We start from the raw sequence: 23631 nt of genomic DNA on the forward strand, positions 1-23631 counted from the left end.
CACTTTTGTAGTAGCGTTGAGCCGCTCCATGCCAAGCAACTGCTAGTGATCACCCGATTGCTTCCCATACCAAGCGAGGCTGGCCTTCATCTCATGCAGATACAAGCGTCCGGGTTCTTTCGTGTTGGTCAGCTTGTGCCGGAAGATCAAGAAGTTCTGAAGATCCCAGTTGGCACAACGGTCGAAAGTGCACTTGCGCTCATGCGTGCGAACGACTTCGACCAACTGCCTGTGATAACAAGTGAAGGCCGGGTTATAGGAGCTTTTTCGTACCGCTCCCTCGCTCGCTCGCTTCGGCATGTTCGTGCGGCAGATAATCCACTCAAAATCGCGGTTGATGATCTCATCGAGGATTTGCAGTTTGTGCGAGTCTCCCAGGAAATCAGCTCGATTGAGGAGTATCTGGAAGCTGATCATGCTGTGCTTGTTGGAGACGAGGATCGCCTTCTAGCCGTCGTGACGAGTGCCGACATGATGCGCTTTCTCTTGAGTCGGACACGGCCCTTCATTTTGATTCGAGATATTGAGCTCGGCATTAGAGACGTAATGAGATCATGCTGCACTGATGAGGAACTTGCTAGCTCCGTCGTTACTGGGCTTCCGTCCGAGTCGTTAAAGGACGAAGCGAATCTCGAAGATTTGACTCTCAGTGAGCTTCTATCAGTCCTTCTGAATCCGTCCAACTATGGCAGTTTCTTCCGGTTCGGATTCGGCCCTAGGCGAGACTATGTGAGTTTGACTCTTGAGCCGGTACGTGACATTCGAAATAAAATTGTCCATTTCCGTGACGAAGTTGCTGAGGACGAGATGCAAACGCTGGCCGAAGTGGTGGCCTGGCTCAGGCGAAAAATGCTGACACGAGGAGTGGCGCGTTGACTTCCCTGCGCTCCTACCAGCAAGAGCTGCTCGATACTCTGAGGAGGACCGACCGCCCGCACGTAGGAACGGTCTCCTCGGCAACCGGAGCCGGCGTTCGTCGAGTGGTAGCTCTCTATATTCTAGAGATCGCTAGCACGTCGCCTGTGTTGGTCCTGTGCCCAACCATCGCAATGGCACATCAGTGGGAGGAGCTTATTCAAGACCAAGGAGACTCCAGCGTTAGAGTCATGAGCTCAACGAGTGATGCGCTCGATATCCTAGAGAAGCAGGCGAGCGATAGAGCGGGCATATTGATAGCTACGTATGCTAGAGCGCATCACGGCCCAAGTAGGAGAGCGCTTGTGGGCCACAGTTTCGGCCTGATCGTGCATGATCAACCGCTTCGATCAATGCCGGATGAGATCTCCCGTGCTATTGATTCGCTCAACTCGAAGGCCGTGCAGGCTATAGCACTAGTCGATTCAGCGGATGTCTCTAAAGCGTCGCTCAGATGGCCACTTATCTGGGAGATTTCGCCTCAACGACTTCTAGAAACTGGGTATGTTCCTCTTCGTTTCACGCAGGTCCCGTACGCGCCTAGCGCGGAAGAGCGTGAACTCCGCTCCGAAGCCATGGATGTGTTGCGTGCGCATGCGAATGAAAAGGGTGTCCCGTTTTTCCTCCTAAGTGATAGCCTTCCGGCAATGCGTCAGAGATTGCTTGCCTTGGTGTCGGAACTCTCGGAAAACTCCGTGCTGGCTCAGCGAGCATGGTCAATACTTGAGCGCATGGAAGCAGTTCAAGGAGAGGATTCGCGCTTCACCGCCCTTGACGAGGTTCTAGGTAGGCCTGACGTTGCGGATTCTCGATGCATTGTCGTGGCAGCAACAGTCACCGATAGCCATTACATTGCTAGCCATCTCGAAGACACCGGTAGGATGCCTCGGGCAATCCTTAGCTCGCGATCAACAGAGTCGGATAGGCGCGCTATATTGGCGAGACTTGAGCGCGGAGAATGCGTTGTAGCGACACACGTAGTTGCCGAGTATGTAGGCGACTGGCCGACTGAGGTAACTATCATTCTATGGCCTTCTTCGGGAAACCGGCGCGCAATCAATAACGCCTTTCGGTTCACCGATGCCTGGCCGACCACGAACATCTTTGAGCTGAGCGAAAAAGTGTGACTGAACATGGCAGCTGAACCAGGCCATGGAGCGAAGGTTCCCAAGTGTTCGGGACAGCTCTAGGATCTTGTAGGCCAGTATACTAATGGCGCTCGTCTCTATTAGGAGTGAACGGCTTTGGTAGCTATAGCCTTGCTACGAGCGGGATGTTGGCGTTCTACCGTGCCCGTTGCTGTACAGCAGGGATATACAGCAACGCTGCTGCGTAAGAGCAGGCACCGTCAGCCAGCACCTGCAGCTTGACCAGGAGAAGTCCGCTCGACCTTGAGACTGGCTCCCATTTGCAAGCAGGCATTCATGTTGGTATCGGGGCTCAATTAGGGTGATCCGACATGCAACAGCTTGCGCTCTTTGACCTGGACAAAACGACCTGGAAGAGGCGTTCCGGGTGTGGGCGGCGAAGTTCGCCGGCGAGCACGGCCTTGGGCGCGAGGCGATTGACCGCCTGATCGCTTTCGACCGGGCGGGCTACCCGCACCGTGAAGCGTTCATCGGCAAGGTCCGCGAGCACTTCTCCCTCTTCGGATCCGTTGGTGAGCTGTGGAGCCGCTACCGCACGCGCATGCCGTTCCCCGTCCGCTGCTGACCTGAAGTGCTGGAAGGATTAGCGCGGCTGCGCGCGGCCGGGTGGAAGGTGACCATCGCCACCAACGGGATGGCGGACAATCAGCTCGGGAAGATCCAGCGGACGGGACTGGCCGAGGCCGATGATGCTTACGCGCTCTCCGGAGCTGGAGTGTCCGCAAGCCCGATGTCGGTCGGTTCGAGATCGCTGCCCCGCGGTGTGGCATGGCCCTGCCCGTGGGGGCTGGATACTCGGGGACCACCTCGTCAAGGACACCGGCGGGGAACGGGCCGCCGGCCTCCGTACGGTCTGGGTCAGCGCGGGGACCTCACCCGGCCACGAGCACGAGGCGGACCATGTCGTCACGGATGTGCTTCAGGCGATGGAGATTCTGCATGGCGACCATTGACCGAGAGGTCGCGCCGCAGCTTGCGGGGGAGCGCTGTACAGCAGCCCGTACAGCAACACCGCCTCACGGATCACAACCCGCCGACCTGCATCCGCCGCTTCATCAGGGCGGGAAGTCGCTGACGTGGTATCCGCCCTTCCCTCGGCGTGGTGGCTGAGACCGTAACGATCGCGGACTTCGGTGGCCCGTCATCCGGGCTGGGGCGATCGCCGGCAAGGCCCCTCCTCCGTCGGTCCTCGCCACCGGGTGGCCATGGCTTAGGTGCCACCAGCGCTGACAGCAACGTCCCCACACGTCGACGTATCCGCGCCACCGTCCACACCTGCTTGACCGCGGTCGCGATTAGCCGAGCAGGGCGATCGGTCCGCCTGAAAAGCAGACGGTCGCGGTTCGCCTGAGGTGCTTCCATGGTCGACCACGGAGAGTGAGCTACTTCGTGCTCGTCCTCCACTACCGCCGACGTCGACCTGACGCCACCGGCACAACTCCGTGTGGACTGTCTGCCGCCGTGCCGCCCGAGCAAGGGCCTTGGCGTGCAGAGGACCGACACAGGGCCACACGGTGACCGACTTCAGCCGCTTTGCCCTACAGCAGAGCAACGAGCTTGCTGCAATCGCCCGAGATGCATTGCATCAATGGGAAAGAGATGTCATTCTGCTCGCTCGCAGGGCGATTCTCTGGAGGTTCCGTCATGTTCGTTCATGGGCAACTCACACGGAACCAAGGAATCGATCCGCGAAACCTCACGTTCGCCTCGATCGACCTCGAAACGACCGGTCTCTACCCAAACAAGGGATCACGCGTCTGCGAGATCGGGATCGTACGCATGCGCGGCGACGGCGTCGTCCTCGACGAGTACTCCACCCTCGTCGCCCCGGGGATACGCATCGCCAACGACGAGTATCACGGCATCACGAACGCCGTCGTCAAGGGTGCCCCCACCTTCCAGCAGATCGCCGGCGACGTACTCGCATATCTAAGCAACGCAATCGTGGTCAGTCACAATCTCGACTACGAGGACAAGTTCCTCACCGCAGAATTCGGGCGGCTAGGCATCAACCTGCGCGACATCCCGGGCCTGTGCACGCTCGTCATGACGAGGACCCAACTGGATCGATACGGCTATCGCCTCGACGATGTCGCCAACCTGATCACCGGCGAGTGGCCTGCTGCATCTCATTCTGCACTGGGCGACGCCCGCACACTGGCCAACATGCTCGCTAGGGTCATCACCCAAGCTCCGCAGCGCCTGTCCTGGAGAGGACCGACGCCGGTGGCATTACCGCCATATCCTCGTACCGGAGTGATTGCTCCACGCGCTGCGGGCCTGCGTAAAGGGACAGAAGGTTGGCTGGCCTCACTCACAGCCCGGCTTCCACTGATGGCACAACCACCTGCACCGCAGCCCCAGGGTGTCACTGACTACCAAGCGATGCTGGGGCACGCTCTTGCCGATGGCCGCATTGTCGGAGAAGAGGCTCAGCAGCTGGCCCTTCTAGCTGCTCGTGCCGGCCTCACGCAGCTGACTGCTCGTCAGGTCCATGAAAGCTTCCTGGCGAACGTCCGGGCCAGGGCAGAGGCCGATGGTGTTGTCACCACCGCCGAACTTAAGGAACTCCAGCGCGCCGCCCGAGAGCTAGCGGCGACGCATTTGATCGGAGACCTAGAGCAGGCCGCAGCAGCCGATCGCGCACGCAGAAACGGACCGCTCAAGGGCTGGCGACTGCTTCCGGTAGGAGACGCCCCAGGAGTTGCGGAGGTCATGGACTTCGCCTCTACCCACGGCGCCACTGTGGCAGCGAACGTGACCAAGACCGTACGCCTAGTGGTAGCAGACTCGCCTGCGGGTGACGACCCTCGCCTCCAGAAGGCGACAGCCGCCGGGATAACGATCCTCTCGTCCGGCGAAGCGATGCAGCTCCTTGAGAAAGAAGTCGAGATGACCCACGCTGGCCTGTTCGCTAACGCGCGTGGTCAGGAGCTGGCCGAGAAGCTAAGCGCAGAGCAACGTCAACAGGCGTTGAGGCAGCGCCCGGAGTGGCATGAGGCTTGGCGACCCCGAGAGCTCAGCACCGCCGATTATCGAGCTCTGTTCATCGATCGCTACCGGGACTGGGACGAATCCCGGCGTACCGATCACACCACTCGCGTCACGCTCCAGCCTCATAGTTCGGCTTCTGCTCGACAGCCACATCGGGCCGCTTCCAAGCGAACCAGTGGCTGTGCTGCTGCTTTGGTTGTCCTGGCAAGTGCCGCTGCCGTGCTCACTGAGGCAGTTCGACAGCTCCTTGCCTGACTAAGGCAGGACACAAAGGGAGCCGCGGCAACTGCACCAGTTTGCTGCCGACGCGTAGCCTTAGCGGGGTCCCCTACCTTCAGTACCCCCTTTAGTAGGGGGAAGGGCCTCTGTCAATCCCCGACGGGCTCATCCGCGACTCGGGATCAGTCCGCAGCGGAAACGAAGTGCACCTCACTTCTTCAAACGTGTGATCTCTTGCTCCAAACCCGGCCACGCGAGGCGTATACCGGCCCTCTGGCACAGTGCGACCCAGCGATCGTCGGATGGTTCGCGCTCGATCCACAGGACCCCAAGAACTCTTTCGGCGCGGTGTCCTAGTTGGTCAACATAGTCGAGGACCTGACCAAGGCCTAGCCTTAGCTGGTTGATCTCATTGGCGCGTGTCAGTGACTTGATCTCGCACACCGTAAGGCAGTCGACGTCGGGGCGCCAAGCAAGGTCGAAGTCGGGATCAGCTGGCCCCGGGGATAGTGGCTCTATGCCACGAGCCCGTAGTTCGGACGCAAGTAAGTTCTGCAGTCGTCGGTGTGCGCGAAGGTTACGGCCGTTGAGCTCAGTGTTGGGCGCCGGCGTAGTGGGCACGGGGACGACATCTTCATCTGCTTCGCGATACCCAACTCCTACAGCGACTTCCGGGCGCAGGACTGGGGCGCCGGTGCGCAGCATGTGGAAGCGGATGACCTGACGTTCAGGGCCGCCGCCTGTTTCGGGAGCTCGTCCATACGACCATGGTGTGGTCGGATCAAGTACGAACTCACCCACATAGCGAACCTCTCCTCGTGACCCTTCGAACAGTCGTAGAGCGCGCCCGTCCTGGGCATGGTCGCGAATGGCCTTGTTTCCGCGGGTGAAGGTTTGGTCGCCGGTCTGTCCCTCTCCCGTGTAGCGGAAGGTGCCGTCTTCGGCCCACTCGTCGTAGTACCCGTGCTCATGGCCAGAGCTAGGGTCCGTGAAGATGAGGATGTTGGGGGTGCTGCGGGAGGGTGAGATGCCGCCTTGCCCGCTCCCCCCATAGCGTTCGTGCAGCTCAACGCGCCGGATCTTTTGGCCTGGCTCCAGCTGCCATCCGCCTGAGTCCTGCATTGCGAGAGGCTGTCCGGATTGGGTTACTAGGGTCATGAGACGGTGCCACTGAGTCTCGGATAGGCGATGCGGGTTGGAGGCAAACGGTTGGGTGAGCAGCGTAGCGCCGGCTAGCAGACTGTCGCCCCTGACCGTATCTCGCGGCAGAACAGGCTCTACCCAGCTAGTGATGAGAATGGGAACGACCCATCGCTGTCCAGTGGGGGGATCAGCCCAGTAGTCAGCATCAGCCGAGTCGTTTGCTTCGTATGGGGCGCCTGCGATCTCTCCGAAGGCGGCAATCCCTCCGGAGGAGCCTGTCAGCCACAGCGCGAAGGGTTCTCCTGGAGAAATCTCGCCGCGGTACCGGCCGATCGTCCAGTCCTGAGGCTTCTTGCCATCTCTTCGCATGCCCACAAGATCAAACTTCGCCGGGTTACACACCAACACCCATGCAGGCATCCTGTTCCACCTCTCTAGCAGTTGATCTCGCACCATATCTATCGACCCCAACCGTCAAAAGGCTTGAGGTGTTCGGCGGGCGGGACTCGCTGGGACATATCACAGGTCTCGCGACTGCCTCGACGGCCCGGATAGCCGGCACAAGTACCGTCAACGGACCCGAATGCGTTGCCCTCCCGATGCTCTCCAGTCTTACCGGCAAGTAGAAGTGAATGCCGCCGCGCGAAGCTGTAGTGCAACGGCCACGCTTCGGAATCATCAGGAGCCGATGGGCAGACTCCGGGCTTGCGCCCGCGCGGAGGATCGAAGACTCCTCAGATATGGATAGAAGGTGTGATGTCGGTTCTGGTCAAGGTTGAGAGGCAGATCTAGCTGGGCAATCAGCTCTGATTCTGCTGCCCAGGGTTCGTCGTGCTGCATCCAGCACACCCGGGCATACTCTGCCATCCATGCAGTGAGCTCTCGCTCGCCGACTAGCCCGAATGTCAGCCGTTTGCCGCTGCCAACTCGTCGCAGCTCGAGCCCCAGCAGACAGCCCAAGGTGAACCGCAAGGTCGACCCCTCGGCGTTGCCGCGGTAGTGGTAACGCACCCTACCGCGAAGGTTCTGCCTGCTGACCCGGGCCGCCATACGGCGAGGTGCCATGCCAACGTAAAGCAGCTGGTCGCGGGGCAGACGCGGGTCAGGCGCTTGCTCGAAGTACCAGCCGTAAACGCCTGGAGCCGCCGGCACCGGACTTGGTTGCGTTAGCACCTCAGAGGCTCGCCACAGTCTGGTGGGCTCTAACAGTTCAACGGCGTTCATCGCTGCCTCCGGCTCTGCAGCTCATAGGTAAGGGCCTCCATCGCGACTCGTTTCTCATCCAGTGCGGGCATCGCTCTACTGACGATGAGCAGCTCCAACAGTCCAGCTACTCCTCCAGCTCTGCAGTCCGATACGCGACGTACGCCCTCGTGTCATGCCCAGAGTCCATCAGCGATGGAACCCATCACTTAGGGATGCTTTGCACCCTTCAATTTGATCGCTAAGATTCGAGCACCATTTCACATCTGCACCTTATGTCCAGTTTGTACATAGAAAGCAGGATGTATGCGAGTCATGATGCAGCCAGCCAGCTTAGCGACAGCCTCCGTACGCCGACACTACGAGGACACCATCCAGCGCCCTGTCGATCTCGCTACCTACAGCTCCCTGCTCGGCTCGAATCTGAACCTCCTTCTTTCCCTCTACCCCACCGGCGTTGCTCCCATGTGGGGTGTCACTCCGGGCAAAAGAGATGTGAATGTCGGCAAGTACAGAAAGCTACGGCCCGGCGACTACGTGTTCTTCTATGGCCAGAAGCGCCTCTATCTCGGCGGACTTATAACTCACCTTTTTCGTAACGCACAACTGGCAAGCCTGCTTTGGGGGATCGACGACGACGGGCAAACATGGGAGTACATGTATTCTCTCGACGACCTCAAAGGTTGCCATATCACAATCGAAGAGGTGAGAGATTGCGTCACAGCTCTTGGCCCGAAATTTTTCGTCCAAAACCCCTATATTGTCGAAGGCGTAGACGCGGAAAGACTAATTGATATTGCTCAGGTAGACATCGGAGATGTGCCTGTTAACAGTAGCCTACAAAATACCGATCTAGCGCCAGAGGGAATACCGTTCACCGGTGAGCTGGACCGAATGGTTTCTAGCGCTAGTCGTCGTGCAGGGCTGAAGCGTTCTCATGTGGCGAGACCGAGTAGCTGAAGCCCGTCGCCTGGGTGGCTGCGGTAGTGGTCAGTGGCGGCGCTGATGTTGGTCCAGCCGATCAGGCGGGCCAGGCCGATGGCCAGGTTGCGCAGGCTCGCCAGGATGCGTGGAGCGGCGCCTTTCCGCACTCTGCAGGCGTCTTCGTGGTAGGTGACGTCGCGGATGTGGTGCAGGGCCTCGATGCTCCAGTGGCCGCGGATGAGGGTGGCGAGGTGGGCGTGGAGGATCCGGCCCGGCGGGAGACTGGTGACGGCGTAGATCGTGACGATGGTGGTCTTGCCGCTCTTGTGGTCGGTGCGGCGGCGCTTGACCTGGATGGCCTGCAGGGCGTGCGGGAAGGGCAGGCCCGGGCGGGCGGTGCAGATCTTCATGCGGCGGATCTCGCGGCGGCCATGCCCGGTCTCGTCGGTGCGGTCATTGAGGATGGCCTCGCGCCAGGGCAGGGCCTTGAGTCGGCGGTGCAGGGTGGGCTGGTTGCCCTTGACGACGAGCAGGTAGTGGCCGCCGGCGGCGACGATCTGGCGGGCATGTTCGTGCTGGGTGTGCAGGGCGTCGGCGGTGATCACCACGCCGGACAGATTCAGGTCGGCCAGCAGCGGCGTGAACGCGGGGATCTCGTTGCTCTTGGCCTGGATCTGGGCTTGGGCCACGACGGTCTGGGTGTCGTGGCGGACGGCGGCCAGCAGGTGGGTTACGCCGTCACCGGTGCGGCTGCCGCGCAGCGTCTTGCCGTCCACGGCCAGGCCGAGTAGCGGTTGTCGGGTGCTGGGGGTGGGCGGTGCGGCGCAGGCGGCCAGCTTGGTCAGATAGGCGCAGGTCGCGGTGTCGAAGGCGTCGCCGTCCAGGCGGGCCAGCAGCCGTCCCAGGGTGCTGGCGGCCAGCCGCGTCGCGGCGGGCAGGCCGAGCTGGACGCGTAGTTCAGGGTCGCATCCGGTGATGAATCTGGTGATCTTCGCCAGGGAGGTGGCGCCGCCGAGTACGGCGAGCAAGGCTAAGGCCAGCAGCGGTCCGAGTTGGTAGCGGCGCCCGCGACGGTTACGTGGGTCGGGTACGGCATCCAGGACATCGGCCAACGCGGGCAGGTCGGTCAGGTCCGTCATCGGGTCGGTGGTGGTGACGTGCTCCAGGTGGCGGGAGAGCACGTCGATCGGGGAAGATGGCACGCGAACGCGGCCCCTGTTCTTGATCGACTGGCTAGACACCGACGATCATCAGGGGTCGCGTTTGTCATCTCCGCACCGGGGCGCCCTCAACCATCTGCCCGTCTACAGGGCTACGACCGTCTCACCAGCCGAGAACGCTTCAGCCCTGAGTCGTCGTGAGCAAGCGAAGCTAAAGCAACTGCTACTACCTGGCCTAACTGGTCAATGCGCCCTCTGCGGGCGGACGTTCGAAAGGCGCCTTCTGGTGGCTGCACACATCAAGAAGCGCGCCGCATGCTCAGAAGAAGAGCGGCGAGACCTTGGAAATATCGCGATGCTCAATTGCATCCTCGGGTGTGACGCCCTGTACGAACATGGGTACGTCACAGTGGGCCCGGGCGGAGATATTTGGATCAGCAAAGCGGCGCTCAACGGCCAGAGCGTTAAAGAGCACGTTGAACGGCATCTAAAAGGCCGCGTCGCCACTTGGTGGAACGCAGAGCGTGAGCGCTACTACTCCTGGCATAGATCCCACGCGTACCGAGGCGACCTGCCCGCTTAGTAGCGTAACTGGTTTTGTCTCCTGCACGCCAGCCACATACTCCACTGCTTAAGCTCTTACCTCTTGAACGAGGGCAAGGTGAATGACTTCTCAATGCTTGTATCAGGGGACGGCCGGCCATATCGCTGGCCTCATAGCCACCAATCAGCTCATACAGGAGCTCACAGGACGCTTCAGAGATCTGTTTGGCGGCGAACCTAGCGACAGCGAAGTACGTTCATGGCGGAATAGTATACCTAATGTGATCAGCCTTCTAGTCGAAGCGAACCTGGCCGACGTTCAGGTTCTGATCGAATTCAAGGCACCCATCACAGATGTACGAATGGACCTTCTGCTGGTGGGCTCCTATCCGCAGAGCGGCCAAATGTCGATAGTGGTAGTAGAAAACAAGCAGTGGTCACGTATCTATCGCGACAAGTACGCCGACATGGTAAACGTGACCGGCGCGCCGGGCTCCAATCCGCGATTACATCCAATCACTCAAGCCTGGGGCTATCGCCAGGTCTTGCTCGACTACATATCTCTGGTAGCCCAATCAGCCCAGGTTCATTCCATAGTGAACATGCACGAGGCTTCCACTGAAACCCTCTATGCAGTAAGACCCTCTCTCCTCAACATTTCCTGCGATCAGAGCTACATCCGTTGGTACGGAGCAGAACACCGAACGGCCTTCAAAAGAGACCTGCATAGAATTTTAGCTCCCGAGCGGGCTGACATATACGCCCATGAGCTCCTTGCAGCTCCGGTAAGTCCAACCGGAGGGCTAATGGCAGTGGTGAGCGAAAGCGTATGTCGTCGCTCTGTATTCACTTTGTTAGACGAGCAGCGCGAAGCTTACGACTACGTACGCAGGGCCGTGGCAGCGAGTAAACAAGGTGCTCCTAAGGAGGTCGTCCTAATCGTAGGTGGACCTGGAACTGGAAAGAGTGTAATAGCAGTGGAGCTGCTCGGCGCTCTCAACCGACAGGGAGTACGCGCAGTTCATGCCACAGGCAGTAGATCCTTCACGCAGACGCTGCGTGACAACGTTGAGCGGATGGATCGGAGGGCTCGCCATAGCTTCTCCTACTTCAACAGCTACACCCATGCCACACCTAACGATATAGATGTATTGATTTGCGATGAAGCGCACAGAATCCGCCACACATCCCGCAAAAGAAGCTCCTACGACGAGACTCAAGCTCGGCCGGCAGGTAGACCGCAGGTAACGGAACTGATCAACGCGGCGCACGTCCCGGTTTTCCTGTTAGACGAACATCAGGTTGTACGTCGAGGGGAAGTAGGATCAATAGAGCTGATCAAAAAGGCAGCTCAATACATGAAACTAAACGTACATCAGATCGACCTTCGGCATCAATTTCGATGCGGCGGTTGCCCTGAATACGTCACCTGGATCGAGCAACTCCTCGGTCTAGGTACCGACGAGGGGCCTCAACGCTGGAATCCGCTCGACACCTTTGAATTATATGTTGCCCGTACTCCCGATGCGATGGAGAAATACCTACGGCGTAAGATTGCCGCAGGCAAGAGCGCAAGGATGGCGGCTGGCTACTGCTGGCCATGGAGCAAGCCACGTTCGGATGGGACTCTAGTCAACGACATCAAGATCAGCTCATGGAGTCGGCCTTGGAATTCCTCAGCTGAACGCAAGGTTAACGGCATCCCACCTTCGAGTCTATGGGCCACCGATCCTGCAGGATTCGACCAGATCGGCTGTATTTACACTGCGCAGGGATTCGAGTACGAATACGCCGGTGTGATCTTTGGCCGAGATCTAACTTGGACTTCACAGGGCTGGATAGTCGATGTCCAGGCCAATCAAGATCCCGCGGTCAACCGCGCTCCGCATTTTGAGAAACTAGTCCGTAATACCTACAGGGTGCTCGCTACACGTGGCATGCGCGGAGCTGTCCTCTTCTCTGAGGACCTCAATACCAACCGCCTATTCGCCAAGCTAGGTGTACCTCTACTGCCCGACGAGTAGAGGCATAGCCAGGATCATCAGGTGCGCGTCCGGTCATGAGTGCAGCTTCTTCAGTCGTGGTTGTATTGCGGTAACCTCTTCACGACCTTCTGTTGCGGCCCGACGGGCTTCCGCATCCACTGGCGAGGCGTCAGGACGGATACACTCCCCACCCGCACGGCCTGTCTCGCGTCGTAACGGCTATCGGTTGAGAGCCTGCTGACCTCACCCAACGAAACTGAGCCCTTTCCATCCTGACGGCGCTGGTCACGATGGGTACGCGCAAAGCGGTGGCGGATGAGACGAGGCTCCCGATAAGACAGCAGTCGACCAAGATCCGATGCCCCAACCGGGAGCCTCGTTGCTGTCTTACCGTGCCTCGATTCCTCTGTCCAACCACACCCTCATCCGCTTGGCCGAACTCATCCGCACACGGCGCGCCGAAGGCCGCTCGCGGTGGCGGAAGTTAGACCCGGCCCGCCAAGCGCTGCTGGTCCTGGCCCACCTGCGTAACGGCGACACCTACGCTCGCCTTGGCGCTGGCTTCGCCATCGGTACCACCACGGCCTGGCGCTATGTCCGCGAAGGCGTGGACCTGCTGGCGGCGCTGGCCGAGAACGTGCATGCCGCCGTGAAGCGCGCAGCCCAGCTGGCCTACACCATCCTGGACGGCACCCTCATCCCGATCGACCGCCTCGCCGACGAGCGGCCGTATTACAGCGGCAAACACAAACAGCATGGAATGAACGTGCAACTGCTGGCCGACCCGGCTGGCCGGCTGGTGTGCGCCTCGCCTGCGCTGCCAGGCGCCGTTCACGACGTCACCGCGGCCCGGACGGTCGGCCTGATCGACGCCTTGACCAGCGCCGGTGTCAAGACCTTCGCGGACAAGGGCTATCAAGGCGCCGGCGGCACGATTCGGACACCGTTCAAGCGGCATCGCCATCGGCCCTGGCTGTCTCGCGGCCAGCGGGACGTCAATCGCGCCCACGCTCGCATCCGGGCCATCGGCGAACGCGCCGTTGCGACCCTGAAGGGCTGGAAAGTGTTGACCAAGCTGCGCTGTTGCCCGCATCGTGCGACCGCACTCGTGCAGGCGATTCTCGTCCTGCAGCTCGTCGAAGAGGGCCGCTACTCAAGATGAAAAGGGCTCTTTGTGTCTCCACACGCGCAGATCTTCCTCGCGAGTTCTCGAAACCATTTCCTCGGTATGTCTGCGCGCTTGAGCCCCAGTAAGCCAAGTGAAGAACACTCCAATGACGCCTGAGGCACCCGCCGCGACTGGTGCCACCCATTCCCAAGCCACGGAGTAGACCTTCCCTGCAGCAATCAGTGGGAAGCTAGGCAACCGGGTCGTCTCCGTGGCCGGCTCCCGGGGAATCCGGCCGTCGTACCTTGTGCATCATCAAGAATCATCACCTCGCACTGATCACTTTATTACGAGTGAATTGCGTGAAGGCTCGCCGATGTGCGGGCTGAGCCGTCCCCGTTGTCAGGCAAATCGTCAGACAGACTTCGTGTCTCATAGTCATGATCACCGACATTGTGAGCATGGCGTACAGGAGGAGGCCCGCCCTAGTGCCGTCGGATATAGATGAGCAAAGTGGCGGTGCATCGCCGGGAACGAGCGCCATCCGCTCAGAGGGGCCCTTGGCTTGAGACAGATACGCCCCTGACACCCAGTGAATATGTCGTCGGTAACACGGCGACTCGCGCCGGAGGTCGGCGCGAGGCATCGTGTTTTCTGGGCTACTCGAAAATGTTTGGGACGGGAATTTTGTTGACGCGACGATTAGCGTTCCAGGCCGAAGCAACCGCCAGGTGGGCTGCTTTGAGGCGGCCCTTGGTGCCGTCGAGGCGGGTGTTGTTGTTGGTGGCGGCGATCTGGATCTTTGCCTTGAATGTCGCGGGGTCGCCCTGGCGCTTGAGCTTCTGCGCCAACTCGGCGGGCTTGACCACATCGGGATGCCGGCTGATCACGATGGCGATACCTCCGATGATGACGGAGTGCCAGGTGTCAGGTGTGCGACCCCATGCCTCCTCGGCGATGGTGAGTGACTGGTCCAGGACATCGGGACCGTACTCCTTGACTACATCGAGGATTCCCTTGATGCCTCGTACAGCGTTGACGGCACGGGTGCCGACCTTGAGCTGGTGCTTTTCGAGGACGGTATTGGTGTCCACGAACAGCGGGTGTCCAGCTACCACGCCGATCCTGAACTCATCGGTCGGGCCGACCTTCGAGGATTCCTTATTCTTGATGATGAACAAGGACGCCTCGTTGGCCATCGACAGGCGAGAGTGGACCTCACAGGTGATGGTCTGAACGGCATCGCGGACCTCATCCCGGACGGTAACTGTCCCCGCCAGGATGAGCTGGCAGGCGTAGATTCGGTGCATGCCGTCCACCGCGTACATGCCATCGTCGTCGCGGTGCGAGATGATCGGCGTTCCGAGAGCGGTGGGAACGAGTTTCTCAGCGATGGTTTTAGCACGGGTCTTGTTGAGGCTGCGCTGCGCCCGATGATCGAACTTGATGATCCTCGGATCCACCTCGAGGTACTTGATCGGGTGATCCGGAATGTCGTAGCTGTAGTCCTTGCTGGACAAACCCCTACTCCTCCCGTGTCAGCACCCCAGCGGGGGTGACGGCGACACATAGTCAGCTCCCGAATGCGGGAGACGGCGACCTAACAGCGATCAGACTACAGAATGATTTGTCGCTTCACAGAGGAATTCATCTAATATTGTCTGGAATTCGAATAGCACCAGGCCAGGGCGACAGGGAGCGCCCGAAAGCAACCCATGTAAAGAAATCCACTCAAAGCATCATATTTCGCCTGTCGTTGGACATTCTCGTCCCGGTCATGACTAGCAAGTGCTGCAACATCTCACCCGGCTTCTCCTCTGCGGGGCCCGATCCGCGTAGTGGATAGGCATCCGTCGGTAGTGCCGCCACGACTTCCGTCGAGGTCTACTGGGCCTCGCGCTGGCCACGTCCTGGCGAGGTGATCAGCCTTCCACCCCAGCCACTCCAGCGCCCCAGCTCCCGCGAGGCGATCACCTCGGGGCTGGAGATCCCCGCCGGAGGCATGCTTGTGCTTGTCGCTGATCATGGCGGTCTCACCGTACTCCGGCACTGCCGCCCCGGGACTGTAAGAAGAACGGCTCTGTCCCGTAATCGGTGGTGGCGCTGAGTGATCACCTGCCAGCCTGAGCCGTGCTGTAGATCAACGATCTAGTGGGCGTGGTGTTCTCGGGGCTGTCTGACCTGGTCATGGAGGATGTGGTGGACGAGACCGACCTCATTCGGGTCTTGGCCCGCACTCGCGATGCCTGTGCCATGCCCGGTGTGCGGGGTGCTGACCGACCGTGTGCACGCCTTCTGCGGCCGGACAGTCACGGACGTCCTGGTCGACGGGCGGAGGGTAGTGGTGTCGGTGAGAGTACGGCGCCTGGTTTGCCCGGCGCTGGGATGCCCGCGGCAGACGTTCCGTGAACAGGTGCCGGGGCTGCTGGAGCGCTACCAGCGGCGCACCAGGAGGCTCACAAGCCAGCTGGGAGCGGTGGTGAGAGAGCTCGCGGGCCGGGCGGGCGCTCGTCTCTCACAGGCGCTGGACGTCGCGGTGTCCAGGTCCACGGCGCTGCGGCTGCTCATGCGATTGCCGCTGCCGCCACCGCGGATCCCCCGAGTGCTCGGGGTCGATGGCTTCGCTCTCAAGCGCCGCCACCGGTACGCCACCATTCTTACCGACGCCGAGACCGGCGAGCGCATCGACGTTCTCCCAGGCCGTGGCGCTGATGCCCTTGAGGCGTGGCTGCGTACCCACCCCGGAGTGGAGATCGTCTGCCGGGACGGGTCAGGTGCCTACGGCGAGGCGATACGGAGAGCGTTGCCCGACGCGACGGGCGTTGGCCTGCTGGAATGCGCACGCCGCGCTCTATGCAGTAGACCCCAAGCTCCGCGAGTTCCTCTCGACCCTAATCCCCAGCGAAACCTAGCGCGGCCCGTCGATCAGTGATGTGCTCGCCACCCGCGTGGTAGCGAGCCTGTCGTCCGCGGCCGCATGCCCAGCAGTGGACTCCTACTCAGCGGCCTGCGCTCTGCTTGCAAGCGGAAGCGTGCCGTAACATCGACCAACTCGGCCAATACAGGACATGGCCGGCATGTACAGCGGCACAGCGTCAGGTAGGTCATCAGCAGGCTAAACCGCATGCGCGGATCGCCTGGCCTACGTGTGGGCAGGGCTTACGGGATGTGGACGCCTGCTGGTGGTACCCAAACAGCCGGAAATAGTTCTGTCGCCCTTTGGTACGCGAGCTTGAGGGTGGCGTGTCGGACGGCGGCGGTTTCGCCGGTCTGAGCCATGAGTACTTCGCGCAGCGGATGACGCGATTCAATAAGGTCGTTGTTGCGCTGTTCCAGCCACGGCATCCACGTTTCGTGGGGTGCTCGGTCCCGCTTGGCCTGATTGCAGGGCCAGCAGGACAGAACGAGATTCCAGATAGCGTCGACGTCGGGGCCGTTCCAAAGTCGGGTAAGCAGCTTCCAGGGCAGAACGTGCTCAACAATCGGCCCGGCACCTAAGCCTCCCTGCGCCATGACCTGGTTGCAGTAGGCGCATCGGCCGTCTTGATATCCGCTGAGAGCGGCGACAACCCCGGTGACACTCCTACGGCGCTGCTTGGACTGGAGTACCAGGTGCTGGGTTTCAGAGTCGTAGACCAGGGAGGGGGCGAGTACGGCGTCGGATATGCCGGTCGCCCATGCCGTCTCCACCAGCCGCCATCGGGCAATGGTCTCGGCGTCGAGGTCCTGAGCATGTACCGAGCTGGCGAGCTCGAGCAGCTCGTCACGCAGCACAAGGCCAGGGGCGCTGGAGTTCTTACGCTGATCTTCGTAGTAGCGCACCGGTGCCTGGTCGCCACCGAGCTGTGGGAACGCATCGATAACGTTGTTGAATCCGAGCTGGACGGTTCGCCGGTGCAGCGTGTCACGGTCGAGCTCGCCGGCGTTGAATGCGCGGCAGGCGTCCAGGAACTTGCTGCGTGCGGCGGTACCCTGCCGGGGTTGGCGCTGAAGGGCCTGACACAGCAGCTGCGCATACCGCGGCGCCAGCTCTTCGAGCGTGACATGGCTACGATCGGTAGCGGCGATTTCGAGCAGTGTCGCGCCAAAGGCGAACTTGTAGGTCGCCGAGTTGGCACCGTACAAAACGATGGCACGCCATACGCTTTCACCGGTGACCACGCCGCGTCGGTAATCCATGCAAGCAGTATTCACCAGGACGGTGACATTTTGAGCCAGGAAGAGACGATCACCTACGGCAAGCTTGTCCGTGATCGGATCCCGGAGATCATCGAGGCAGAGGGCCGGACGGCCATAGTTCGCGTCCTTGCTGAGTCGGAGCTGGTCCCCGCTTTGATAGACAAGCTTGTGGAAGAGGCTGAGGAGCTGCGTGAAGCAGAGCCGGAGGACCATCTAGGGGAACTGGCTGACATCTACGAGGTGCTGGCGGCCCTAGCAGGAACACTTGGATTCTCCTACGAGCAGGTCCTGGAGTCGGCACGTCACAAGCGGGGCAAGCGTGGCGGGTTCAGCCGTCGGCTGTGGCTTGACGAGGTGACGTCAGGTCAGTGACCGCTGTCTGAAGTGCAGCAGTCTGCCCGCGCGCTGGCCAGGCCTGGCAGAGCATTTCGATCGACCATCCCACGTGCGGCCTCGACAAGTGGATAGAACCAGAGAACGCCACAAGCACCGGTTCGAGCGAGACTGAGCTGGTACGTTGCATATGCGGGAAGGCAGTGGAGGACACTGTGGATGGCAAATCACGTACGCGGCTGGAGGTACGATCACTCCTCCTAGGGCTAGTCTTCGGATTTGGCACAAACTTGGTCACCGCCAATCCGGAAACTTGGCCGGAGCCTTTGCCTCTCATCGATCGCTTTGCGCCCGTATGGCTGGTCTTAGGCGTTTCTGCTGCTCTTGCCCATGAGGCGATCGGGCGCCTGCGGGAGAAACAGCGCATATTGTGGCAAGGGCCTGGCAGTCCATATGCCGGCCTTGCCCCTTTCGCGGCCGATCGCGCCAAGGTATTCTTCGGCCGCGACACGAGGTAGCCCGCATCGTCGCGAGACTGACCAAATCAGGCGTGAATCCGTCGTTGCGCTTCATACCAGTCGTTGGTCCTTCCGGCAGCGGAAAGTCTTCCCTGATCCATGCGGGCCTCATACCGAGCCTTTCATCCCGTTGGTCCGTCCTCGGGTCGATCCACCCTGGTTCCAGCCCGTTCACGGCACTCGCCGACTGCCTGACGCGAAGAGTGCAGGGCGGCCGCCTCGCGGACGTAGCGCCAGGCGGTGCTGGTGCCGATGGCGAAGCCCGCGGCCAGACGCGCGTAGGTGTCGCCGTTACGCAGGTGGGCCAGGACCAGCAGGGCTTGCCGGGACGGGTCCAGGCGCCGCCACCGGCAGCGGCGCTCGGCACGCGGGCGCGGAGCAGTTCGGCCAGCCGGATCAGGGTGTGATTGGACAGCGGAATCGCGGCAGGGTAAGACAGCAACGAGGCTCTCCGGTAGAGGCATCGGATCTTGGTCGACTGCTGTCTTACCGAGAGCCTCTTCTCATGCCAACCCGTCCCGGCGCCGCCCCTGCTGACCAGCGCGATCAGGCTGGAAAAGCCTCAATGCATCAGCTTTTCGGGCGTAAGGTCGACGACGATGAGACCGTCAGCGTTGGTAGATACGAAGGACGGCACATCGCCAGAGAGGCAGCGTTCGACATAGTCAGGGGCGCGATGGCGCAAGCCACGAAGGACGAACCTGTAGTAGGGGCGGCTGAAATGGCCTCGAGTATCAGGATAGGAAACGAAGGTGGGGGCATCACTTGCACCAACCTCATGCGGACTAGCGTCAGGCTCCATGGTAATAGTGGCGAACTGAGTTATCGCGATACCGGCAATTATCTCGAGAACACTGCGGGCGATCCCCCTGGCACCGGTCTGCTCCGTCGTAAGAAAATCCAGCAGTTCGTGTCCATGCTCGAGACCCAAAGAGCGATAGGTGGCGCACCGACGTGAGGTGTTCTTCCTCCATGCGGTGGGGTCAACAAGCCAGCTGATGGGCACAGCCTCGTGAAAGGCGTCAATAGCGCCGGTCGTAGTCAACCATCGACAGCGATCATGGCGATCGCCGAACTGAGCTTCCGCCCGGACCGTGGCTTCGGGGATGAGAGTAGGAAGGAAAGTGACGGCAGCACCGTCACGTACGGTACAGAGCGGGCCGTGGTGGTTCTTGTCGCAAAGCATGGAAGAGCGATAGCGAGCATCCCCCGCATAGAAGACATAGCTAGCTGGGATATTAAGGATGTCAGCAACTGCATGCAGTCGCCTCATCTGCGCCAACGTCTTACGAGGGGAATCTGTACCTATTCTCCACACCCCTCCAGAACAGCGGAGTTTTTTTGCCTGCGTCAAGCAGCCGAATGCCGCTTGCTCGTCAACAAACCACCAAATGAAGTCCGCACCCACACGACCTTCCTGAGTCCGACTGAAGAGGCTAAAACGAATCTCAGGCGGAAGTTCGAAGCAGAAGCGTGCAGTCACATGTTCTTCATCCCAAGACTGGTTGAACAGGACGGCTTGGGACATAACCTCTTGCGCAGCGTAAGTCGCCCGCACCAGAGCCGTGTGCGCGGCCAGCACACCAACGCCCCGTCCCAACACGCACACAACTCTAGCAATCAACCGTTCACGCTGGGCGACGCCGATGCGCTGCAAGAGCACGCACGGTCACCTGCGGTCCGCAGAACCCTTACTACTGTCCGACATTTTCACGGCGACAGCGAGGCGCAGCGTGCTTCTCCTGTGACAAGCCCGCCGAGCACCTCCGTAGGCGCGTCTTCCTCGCCGATTGCCGCCCGAACAGGCAGCACACGGCCCTCAATCGCCCACGTGGGCGATTGAGGGTGGATATTCACGCGTCTGCGCCCGCGGTCCTCGGACAAGCAATCCGCTCTGGTGGGCACCGACGGCCCTGCGCGGCACAGCAAGACGGAGCCAACCGGACCGGGGCTCTACCACGATGCAGATGCGGCGAGTAGGCCGCCTTCGCATCCCGCACCATGCCATCCCGTCATCTCGGTACCGCCGTAACGCCAGGCCCATGGTGGCAGATATACCCAAGATGTAGATCGTTCCAGCAGGAGGGTCGAGTATGAGAGTGTCGGAGTTCTTTCATCTGGGACGAACTCAACCAGCGCTCGACTTCGTCGACGTCGACACCGTCAATGACGTTAGTGTCTTTATCGAACCAGCCGCCATTCGCTATGTTGACGATGACTGGGGGCAGCAATGCATGATAATGATCACAACATTTTTCGACTCCCTCCTTGACGCGGCCAGGATGGGAGATTTGCAGAGGTTGCGTTATCTGCTCCTTAATCTGAGCGAACCAAACGAGACCCACCTTGGGTGGTCAAAAGGAGAATCTAAGGGGCGGGGTCTGGGTGCCAAAAAGGCGGAAAAGGTGATTGAAAGCCTAAGATCTAGCAGGGCTGTCCATAGCGGCCTTCTGGAAGACCTCGAAGACGCGTCGATTTTTGTGGACCAGATTGGCCCGGATATCGTTTCCGACATCACAACGAACGTGATACGTGGGATGCTCATTGCCTACACTCAATCAGTGTGCGACTACCATGACATCCCACTCAGGGAGGTTCCCTCAGGGCCAGTCTGGCATCCACATCGCCAGGAATGGGAGAACGACTTCGCCATGCTTCCTGTTGCCTCCCATGGAAAACTATTGCTTGTCCCGAAAGTCATAGCCCGCTATCGCCCCCACCTCGACCGGGATGAATACTACCGGCATCATCTACTCCCTAACCTGCAAGCCGAAGAGTTGGCGAATCCGGGAAGCCGTTTGGTGCAGGTGATGAAGGACGGCGAAAGATATGTCACCAAAAAGGTGCTAGAGGAGCGCTATCCGAATAGGAAATCGGTCGTCACAAACCTCAGCCTCCAACGTATAAGCATATTCGAGGCCTACCGCGAAAAGAAAAAGACGGTCTCTTCGCGCCCACTAGGTCATCGGGAATTAAGCACCTATACCTCGACCCCCTTGCCCGACTTCGGAAAACTCCTAGATGACGTCCTCTCAGTCCCGACCGGGACCGAGCACGCGACTAAGTATCATCATGCCGTAGAAGCTCTATTGACTGCGCTTTTCTATCCATCGCTCTCTGAACCTAAGATCGAAGCGAAGCTCCACGAAGGCCGCAAGAGGGTCGATATTTCATATACCAACGTAGCATCGAGTGGCTTTTTCCAGTGGCTTCGAATCCAGCGGGTTCCCTGTCGCTACGTTGTGGTTGAATGCAAGAACTACGGAACGGACTTGGAGAACCCCGAACTCGACCAGATCTCGTCCAGGTTTAGTCCACTCAGAGGCCAGGTTGGCATTTTGGCCTGCAGAAGATTCAAGAACAAAGATCTTTTCAAAAAGCGGTGCCGTGATACTGCGCTCGACTATCGAGGCTTCGTGCTGGCCCTCGATGATGACGACCTACGCGAACTCGTCGAAGAGGCTGAAGCGAGCATCCATCCTTTAGAGCCCAAGCCGAATGAGTTTCGGCTCCTCAAGAAGAGGTTTGATGAACTCGTGTCCTAATTAGGTGATCGGGCCGGGTGCGTGGTCGGCCCGATCCCCGGCGTGGCACACGGATCTTGAGCTCTTTCCATCGTGACGGCCCTGGTCAGGATGGGTCTGCGGAGAGCGGTGGCGGCTGAGAGGAGGCTCCCGATAAGACAGCAGTCGACCAAGATCCGATGCCCCAACCGGGAGCCCCGTTGCTGTCTTGCCGTGCCTCGATTCCGCTGTCCAACCAAACCTTGATCCGCCTGGCCGAACTCATCCGCGCCCGGCGTGCCGAACGCCGCTCCCGGTGGCGGAAGTTGGACCCAGCCCAGCAAGCCCTGCTGGTCCTGGCCCACCTGCGTAATGGCGACACCTATGCCCGCCTGGCCAGCGGCTTCGCCATCGGCATTACCACAGCCTGGCGCTCCATCCGCGAAGCCATCGATCTGCTCGGCCAAGAACGCGATCGCCTGCTCTGGGGTAAAACGTAGAAGGCGACCGTTGGACGCCACCACTCCGCCCCTCGCCCATCTAGTGATCCGGTTTTGAGTACGGCGGTCACCACATGAGGTGCGTTCTGTAGCAGTTTCGATGCCAGGTGTCGACGGCGCCTGCTGCCTGAGGTCTGCTGAAGAAATGGCCGACAACAGGCTGGAACCGCTGGTGTTATCCCCCACCGAGCGGCTGACGTTGCAGGGATGGGTCACCCGCCGCACAACCGCCCAGGGACTGGCGTTGCGTGCCCGGATCGTGCTGGCCTGCGCCGAGGGCGGCAGCAACATGGCGGTAGCCGGACGGCTACGCATCGACCGCAAGACCGTGGCCCGCTGGCGCAGCCGTTTCCTACGCGATCGGCTGGACGGCTTGAGCGACGAGCCCCGGCCCGGAGTGCCGCGCACCATCACCGACGCCCAAGTGGAAGAGGTGGTGGTGCGCACCCTGGAACAGACGCCCGAAGGAGCCACCCACTGGTCCAAACGAGAGCTGGCCAAACAGGTGGGGATCTCGCCGTCCAGGGTGCTGCGAATCTGGCGGGCCTTCGGCCTGCAGCCATGGCGCACCGAGAACTTCAAGATCTCGCCCGATCCGCTGCTGATCGACAAGATCCGGGACGTGGTCGGGCTGTATCTGGCCCCGCCGGCCAACGCGGCGGTCTTCGCGGTAGATGAGAAACCGCAAATCCAGGCCTTGTCCCGGACCGCGCCGGTGTTGCCGATGCTGCCCGGGGTGCCCGAGCGGCGCAGCTTCGACTACGTCCGGCACGGCACCGTCGACCTGTTCGCAGCGTTGAACACCGCGACCGGCGAGGTGATCGGCAAGTTATCGGCACAACACCGCGCCATCGACTTTCGCGACTTCCTCGGAGAGATCGACCGCCAGACCGAACCCGGCCTGGCGGTCCACGTGATCTGCGACAACCTCTCAGCGCACAAGGCGCCGGTGGTGCAGCGCTGGCTGCTGGCGCATCCGCGTTTCACCTTGCACTTCACCCCGACCTACTCCTCCTGGATCAATCAGGTCGAGCGCTGGTTCGCCGAGTTGGAACGACGCTGCCTGGATCGGGGCGTGTTCTGCTCGTTGGACGCGCTCAAGACCGCGCTGACGGAGTGGATCGAGGTCTGGAACGACAACGCCCGGCCCTTCACCTGGACCAAGACGGCCGACCAGATCATCGACCGGATCTGCCGCTACTGCGACAGGATCTCCGGACCAGCTCACTAGGTGGTGATGTCCAACACCAGCGGCC

At 60.6% G+C, this 23631-nt stretch carries 18 protein-coding genes and 4 pseudogenes; 14 read left to right on the forward strand and 8 right to left on the reverse strand.

Annotated elements, in window-relative coordinates:
• Window positions 1-93: 93 nt before the first annotated feature.
• The 5 genes from H4W81_RS31500 (at window position 94) to H4W81_RS31515 (ending at window position 5312) form a co-directional block, all read left to right on the forward strand.
• A complete protein-coding gene (locus H4W81_RS31500) occupies window positions 94-876 on the forward strand; it encodes a CBS domain-containing protein (protein WP_192778140.1) in 783 nt (260 codons plus the stop codon).
• On the forward strand, window positions 873-2042 hold the full coding sequence (locus H4W81_RS50175; protein WP_192778141.1) for a DEAD/DEAH box helicase: 1170 nt from the start codon (window positions 873-875) through the stop codon (window positions 2040-2042). The genes H4W81_RS31500 and H4W81_RS50175 overlap by 4 nt, the downstream gene beginning before the upstream one ends.
• Window positions 2043-2430: 388 nt before the next feature.
• Window positions 2431-2628, forward strand: coding sequence for a hypothetical protein (locus H4W81_RS47790; protein WP_225958879.1), 198 nt, complete (start codon window positions 2431-2433; stop codon window positions 2626-2628).
• A 124-nt stretch (window positions 2629-2752) separates the two neighbouring features.
• Window positions 2753-3016, forward strand: a complete 264-nt coding sequence (locus H4W81_RS49750) for an HAD hydrolase-like protein (protein WP_337959983.1) — start codon at window positions 2753-2755, stop codon at window positions 3014-3016.
• Window positions 3017-3620: 604 nt separating this feature from the next.
• Window positions 3621-5312, forward strand: a complete 1692-nt coding sequence (locus tag H4W81_RS31515; protein WP_225958880.1) for an exonuclease domain-containing protein — start codon at window positions 3621-3623, stop codon at window positions 5310-5312.
• 174 nt (window positions 5313-5486) lie between these two features.
• Here H4W81_RS31515 and H4W81_RS31520 read toward each other — a convergent pair whose 3' ends face one another.
• Both H4W81_RS31520 and H4W81_RS50180 read right to left on the reverse strand, forming a co-directional pair.
• The gene (locus tag H4W81_RS31520; protein WP_192778142.1) at window positions 5487-6839 is read right to left on the reverse strand and encodes an SRA domain-containing endonuclease; all 1353 of its coding nucleotides are present in this window, start codon (window positions 6837-6839) and stop codon (window positions 5487-5489) included.
• A gap of 258 nt (window positions 6840-7097) precedes the next feature.
• Complete coding sequence (locus tag H4W81_RS50180) at window positions 7098-7643, reverse strand: GIY-YIG nuclease family protein (protein WP_420538729.1); 546 nt, start codon at window positions 7641-7643, stop codon at window positions 7098-7100.
• Window positions 7644-7928: 285 nt separating this feature from the next.
• On the opposite strand from H4W81_RS50180, the gene H4W81_RS31525 reads away from it, so the two are divergent.
• Window positions 7929-8582, forward strand: a complete 654-nt coding sequence (locus H4W81_RS31525) for a hypothetical protein (RefSeq protein ID WP_192778143.1) — start codon at window positions 7929-7931, stop codon at window positions 8580-8582.
• Here H4W81_RS31525 and H4W81_RS31530 read toward each other — a convergent pair.
• Window positions 8558-9748, reverse strand: coding sequence for an ISAs1 family transposase (locus H4W81_RS31530; RefSeq protein ID WP_192776857.1), 1191 nt, complete (start codon window positions 9746-9748; stop codon window positions 8558-8560). The two genes, H4W81_RS31525 and H4W81_RS31530, sit on opposite strands and share 25 nt — an antisense overlap.
• A gap of 277 nt (window positions 9749-10025) precedes the next feature.
• Window positions 10026-10193, reverse strand: coding sequence for a hypothetical protein (locus H4W81_RS31535; RefSeq protein ID WP_192778144.1), 168 nt, complete (start codon window positions 10191-10193; stop codon window positions 10026-10028).
• A 337-nt stretch (window positions 10194-10530) separates the two neighbouring features.
• Between H4W81_RS31535 and H4W81_RS31540 the strand changes: the two genes are divergently transcribed.
• Together H4W81_RS31540 and H4W81_RS31545 are read left to right on the forward strand one after the other, a co-directional pair.
• The gene (locus tag H4W81_RS31540; protein ID WP_192778145.1) at window positions 10531-12273 is read left to right on the forward strand and encodes a DUF2075 domain-containing protein; all 1743 of its coding nucleotides are present in this window, start codon (window positions 10531-10533) and stop codon (window positions 12271-12273) included.
• 340 nt (window positions 12274-12613) lie between these two features.
• Entirely contained in the window at window positions 12614-13396 is a 783-nt protein-coding gene (locus tag H4W81_RS31545) for a transposase family protein (protein WP_192778146.1), read from the forward strand.
• A gap of 605 nt (window positions 13397-14001) precedes the next feature.
• Here H4W81_RS31545 and H4W81_RS31550 read toward each other — a convergent pair.
• Window positions 14002-14862 carry a DUF6551 family protein gene (locus tag H4W81_RS31550; protein ID WP_192778147.1) on the reverse strand — a complete coding sequence of 287 codons (861 nt, stop codon included), beginning with the start codon at window positions 14860-14862 and terminating at the stop codon, window positions 14002-14004.
• A 667-nt stretch (window positions 14863-15529) separates the two neighbouring features.
• On the opposite strand from H4W81_RS31550, the pseudogene H4W81_RS31555 reads away from it, so the two are divergent.
• A pseudogene (locus tag H4W81_RS31555) lies at window positions 15530-16205 on the forward strand (ISL3 family transposase); the annotation flags it as partial.
• 296 nt (window positions 16206-16501) lie between these two features.
• On the opposite strand, the gene H4W81_RS31560 reads toward H4W81_RS31555, so the two are convergent.
• Complete coding sequence (locus tag H4W81_RS31560; RefSeq protein ID WP_192778148.1) at window positions 16502-17521, reverse strand: HNH endonuclease; 1020 nt, start codon at window positions 17519-17521, stop codon at window positions 16502-16504.
• Window positions 17522-17551: 30 nt separating this feature from the next.
• On the opposite strand from H4W81_RS31560, the gene H4W81_RS31565 reads away from it, so the two are divergent.
• Window positions 17552-17893: a nucleoside triphosphate pyrophosphohydrolase gene (locus tag H4W81_RS31565; protein WP_192778149.1), complete on the forward strand. Its 342-nt coding sequence runs from the start codon at window positions 17552-17554 to the stop codon at window positions 17891-17893.
• 511 nt (window positions 17894-18404) lie between these two features.
• Window positions 18405-18524, forward strand: a pseudogene (locus H4W81_RS50185) (nSTAND1 domain-containing NTPase); the annotation flags it as partial.
• 54 nt (window positions 18525-18578) lie between these two features.
• Here H4W81_RS50185 and H4W81_RS31570 read toward each other — a convergent pair.
• Both H4W81_RS31570 and H4W81_RS31575 read right to left on the reverse strand, forming a co-directional pair.
• A pseudogene (locus tag H4W81_RS31570) lies at window positions 18579-18814 on the reverse strand (helix-turn-helix domain-containing protein); the annotation flags it as partial.
• A gap of 120 nt (window positions 18815-18934) precedes the next feature.
• On the reverse strand, window positions 18935-20035 hold the full coding sequence (locus tag H4W81_RS31575) for a hypothetical protein (RefSeq protein ID WP_192778150.1): 1101 nt from the start codon (window positions 20033-20035) through the stop codon (window positions 18935-18937).
• Between the two features lie 430 nt (window positions 20036-20465).
• On the opposite strand from H4W81_RS31575, the gene H4W81_RS31580 reads away from it, so the two are divergent.
• The 3 genes and pseudogenes from H4W81_RS31580 to H4W81_RS31590 all read left to right on the forward strand — a co-directional run bounded on the left by H4W81_RS31580 (window position 20466) and on the right by H4W81_RS31590 (window position 23606).
• A complete protein-coding gene (locus H4W81_RS31580) occupies window positions 20466-21917 on the forward strand; it encodes a hypothetical protein (RefSeq protein WP_192778151.1) in 1452 nt (483 codons plus the stop codon).
• A gap of 179 nt (window positions 21918-22096) precedes the next feature.
• Window positions 22097-22351, forward strand: a pseudogene (locus tag H4W81_RS31585) (helix-turn-helix domain-containing protein); the annotation flags it as partial.
• Between the two features lie 169 nt (window positions 22352-22520).
• A complete protein-coding gene (locus H4W81_RS31590; RefSeq protein WP_192778152.1) occupies window positions 22521-23606 on the forward strand; it encodes an IS630 family transposase in 1086 nt (361 codons plus the stop codon).
• The last annotated feature ends 25 nt before the right edge of the window (window positions 23607-23631 follow it).

It is taken from the genome of Nonomuraea africana (assembly GCF_014873535.1).
In the GTDB taxonomy this organism is placed as follows: domain Bacteria; phylum Actinomycetota; class Actinomycetes; order Streptosporangiales; family Streptosporangiaceae; genus Nonomuraea; species Nonomuraea africana.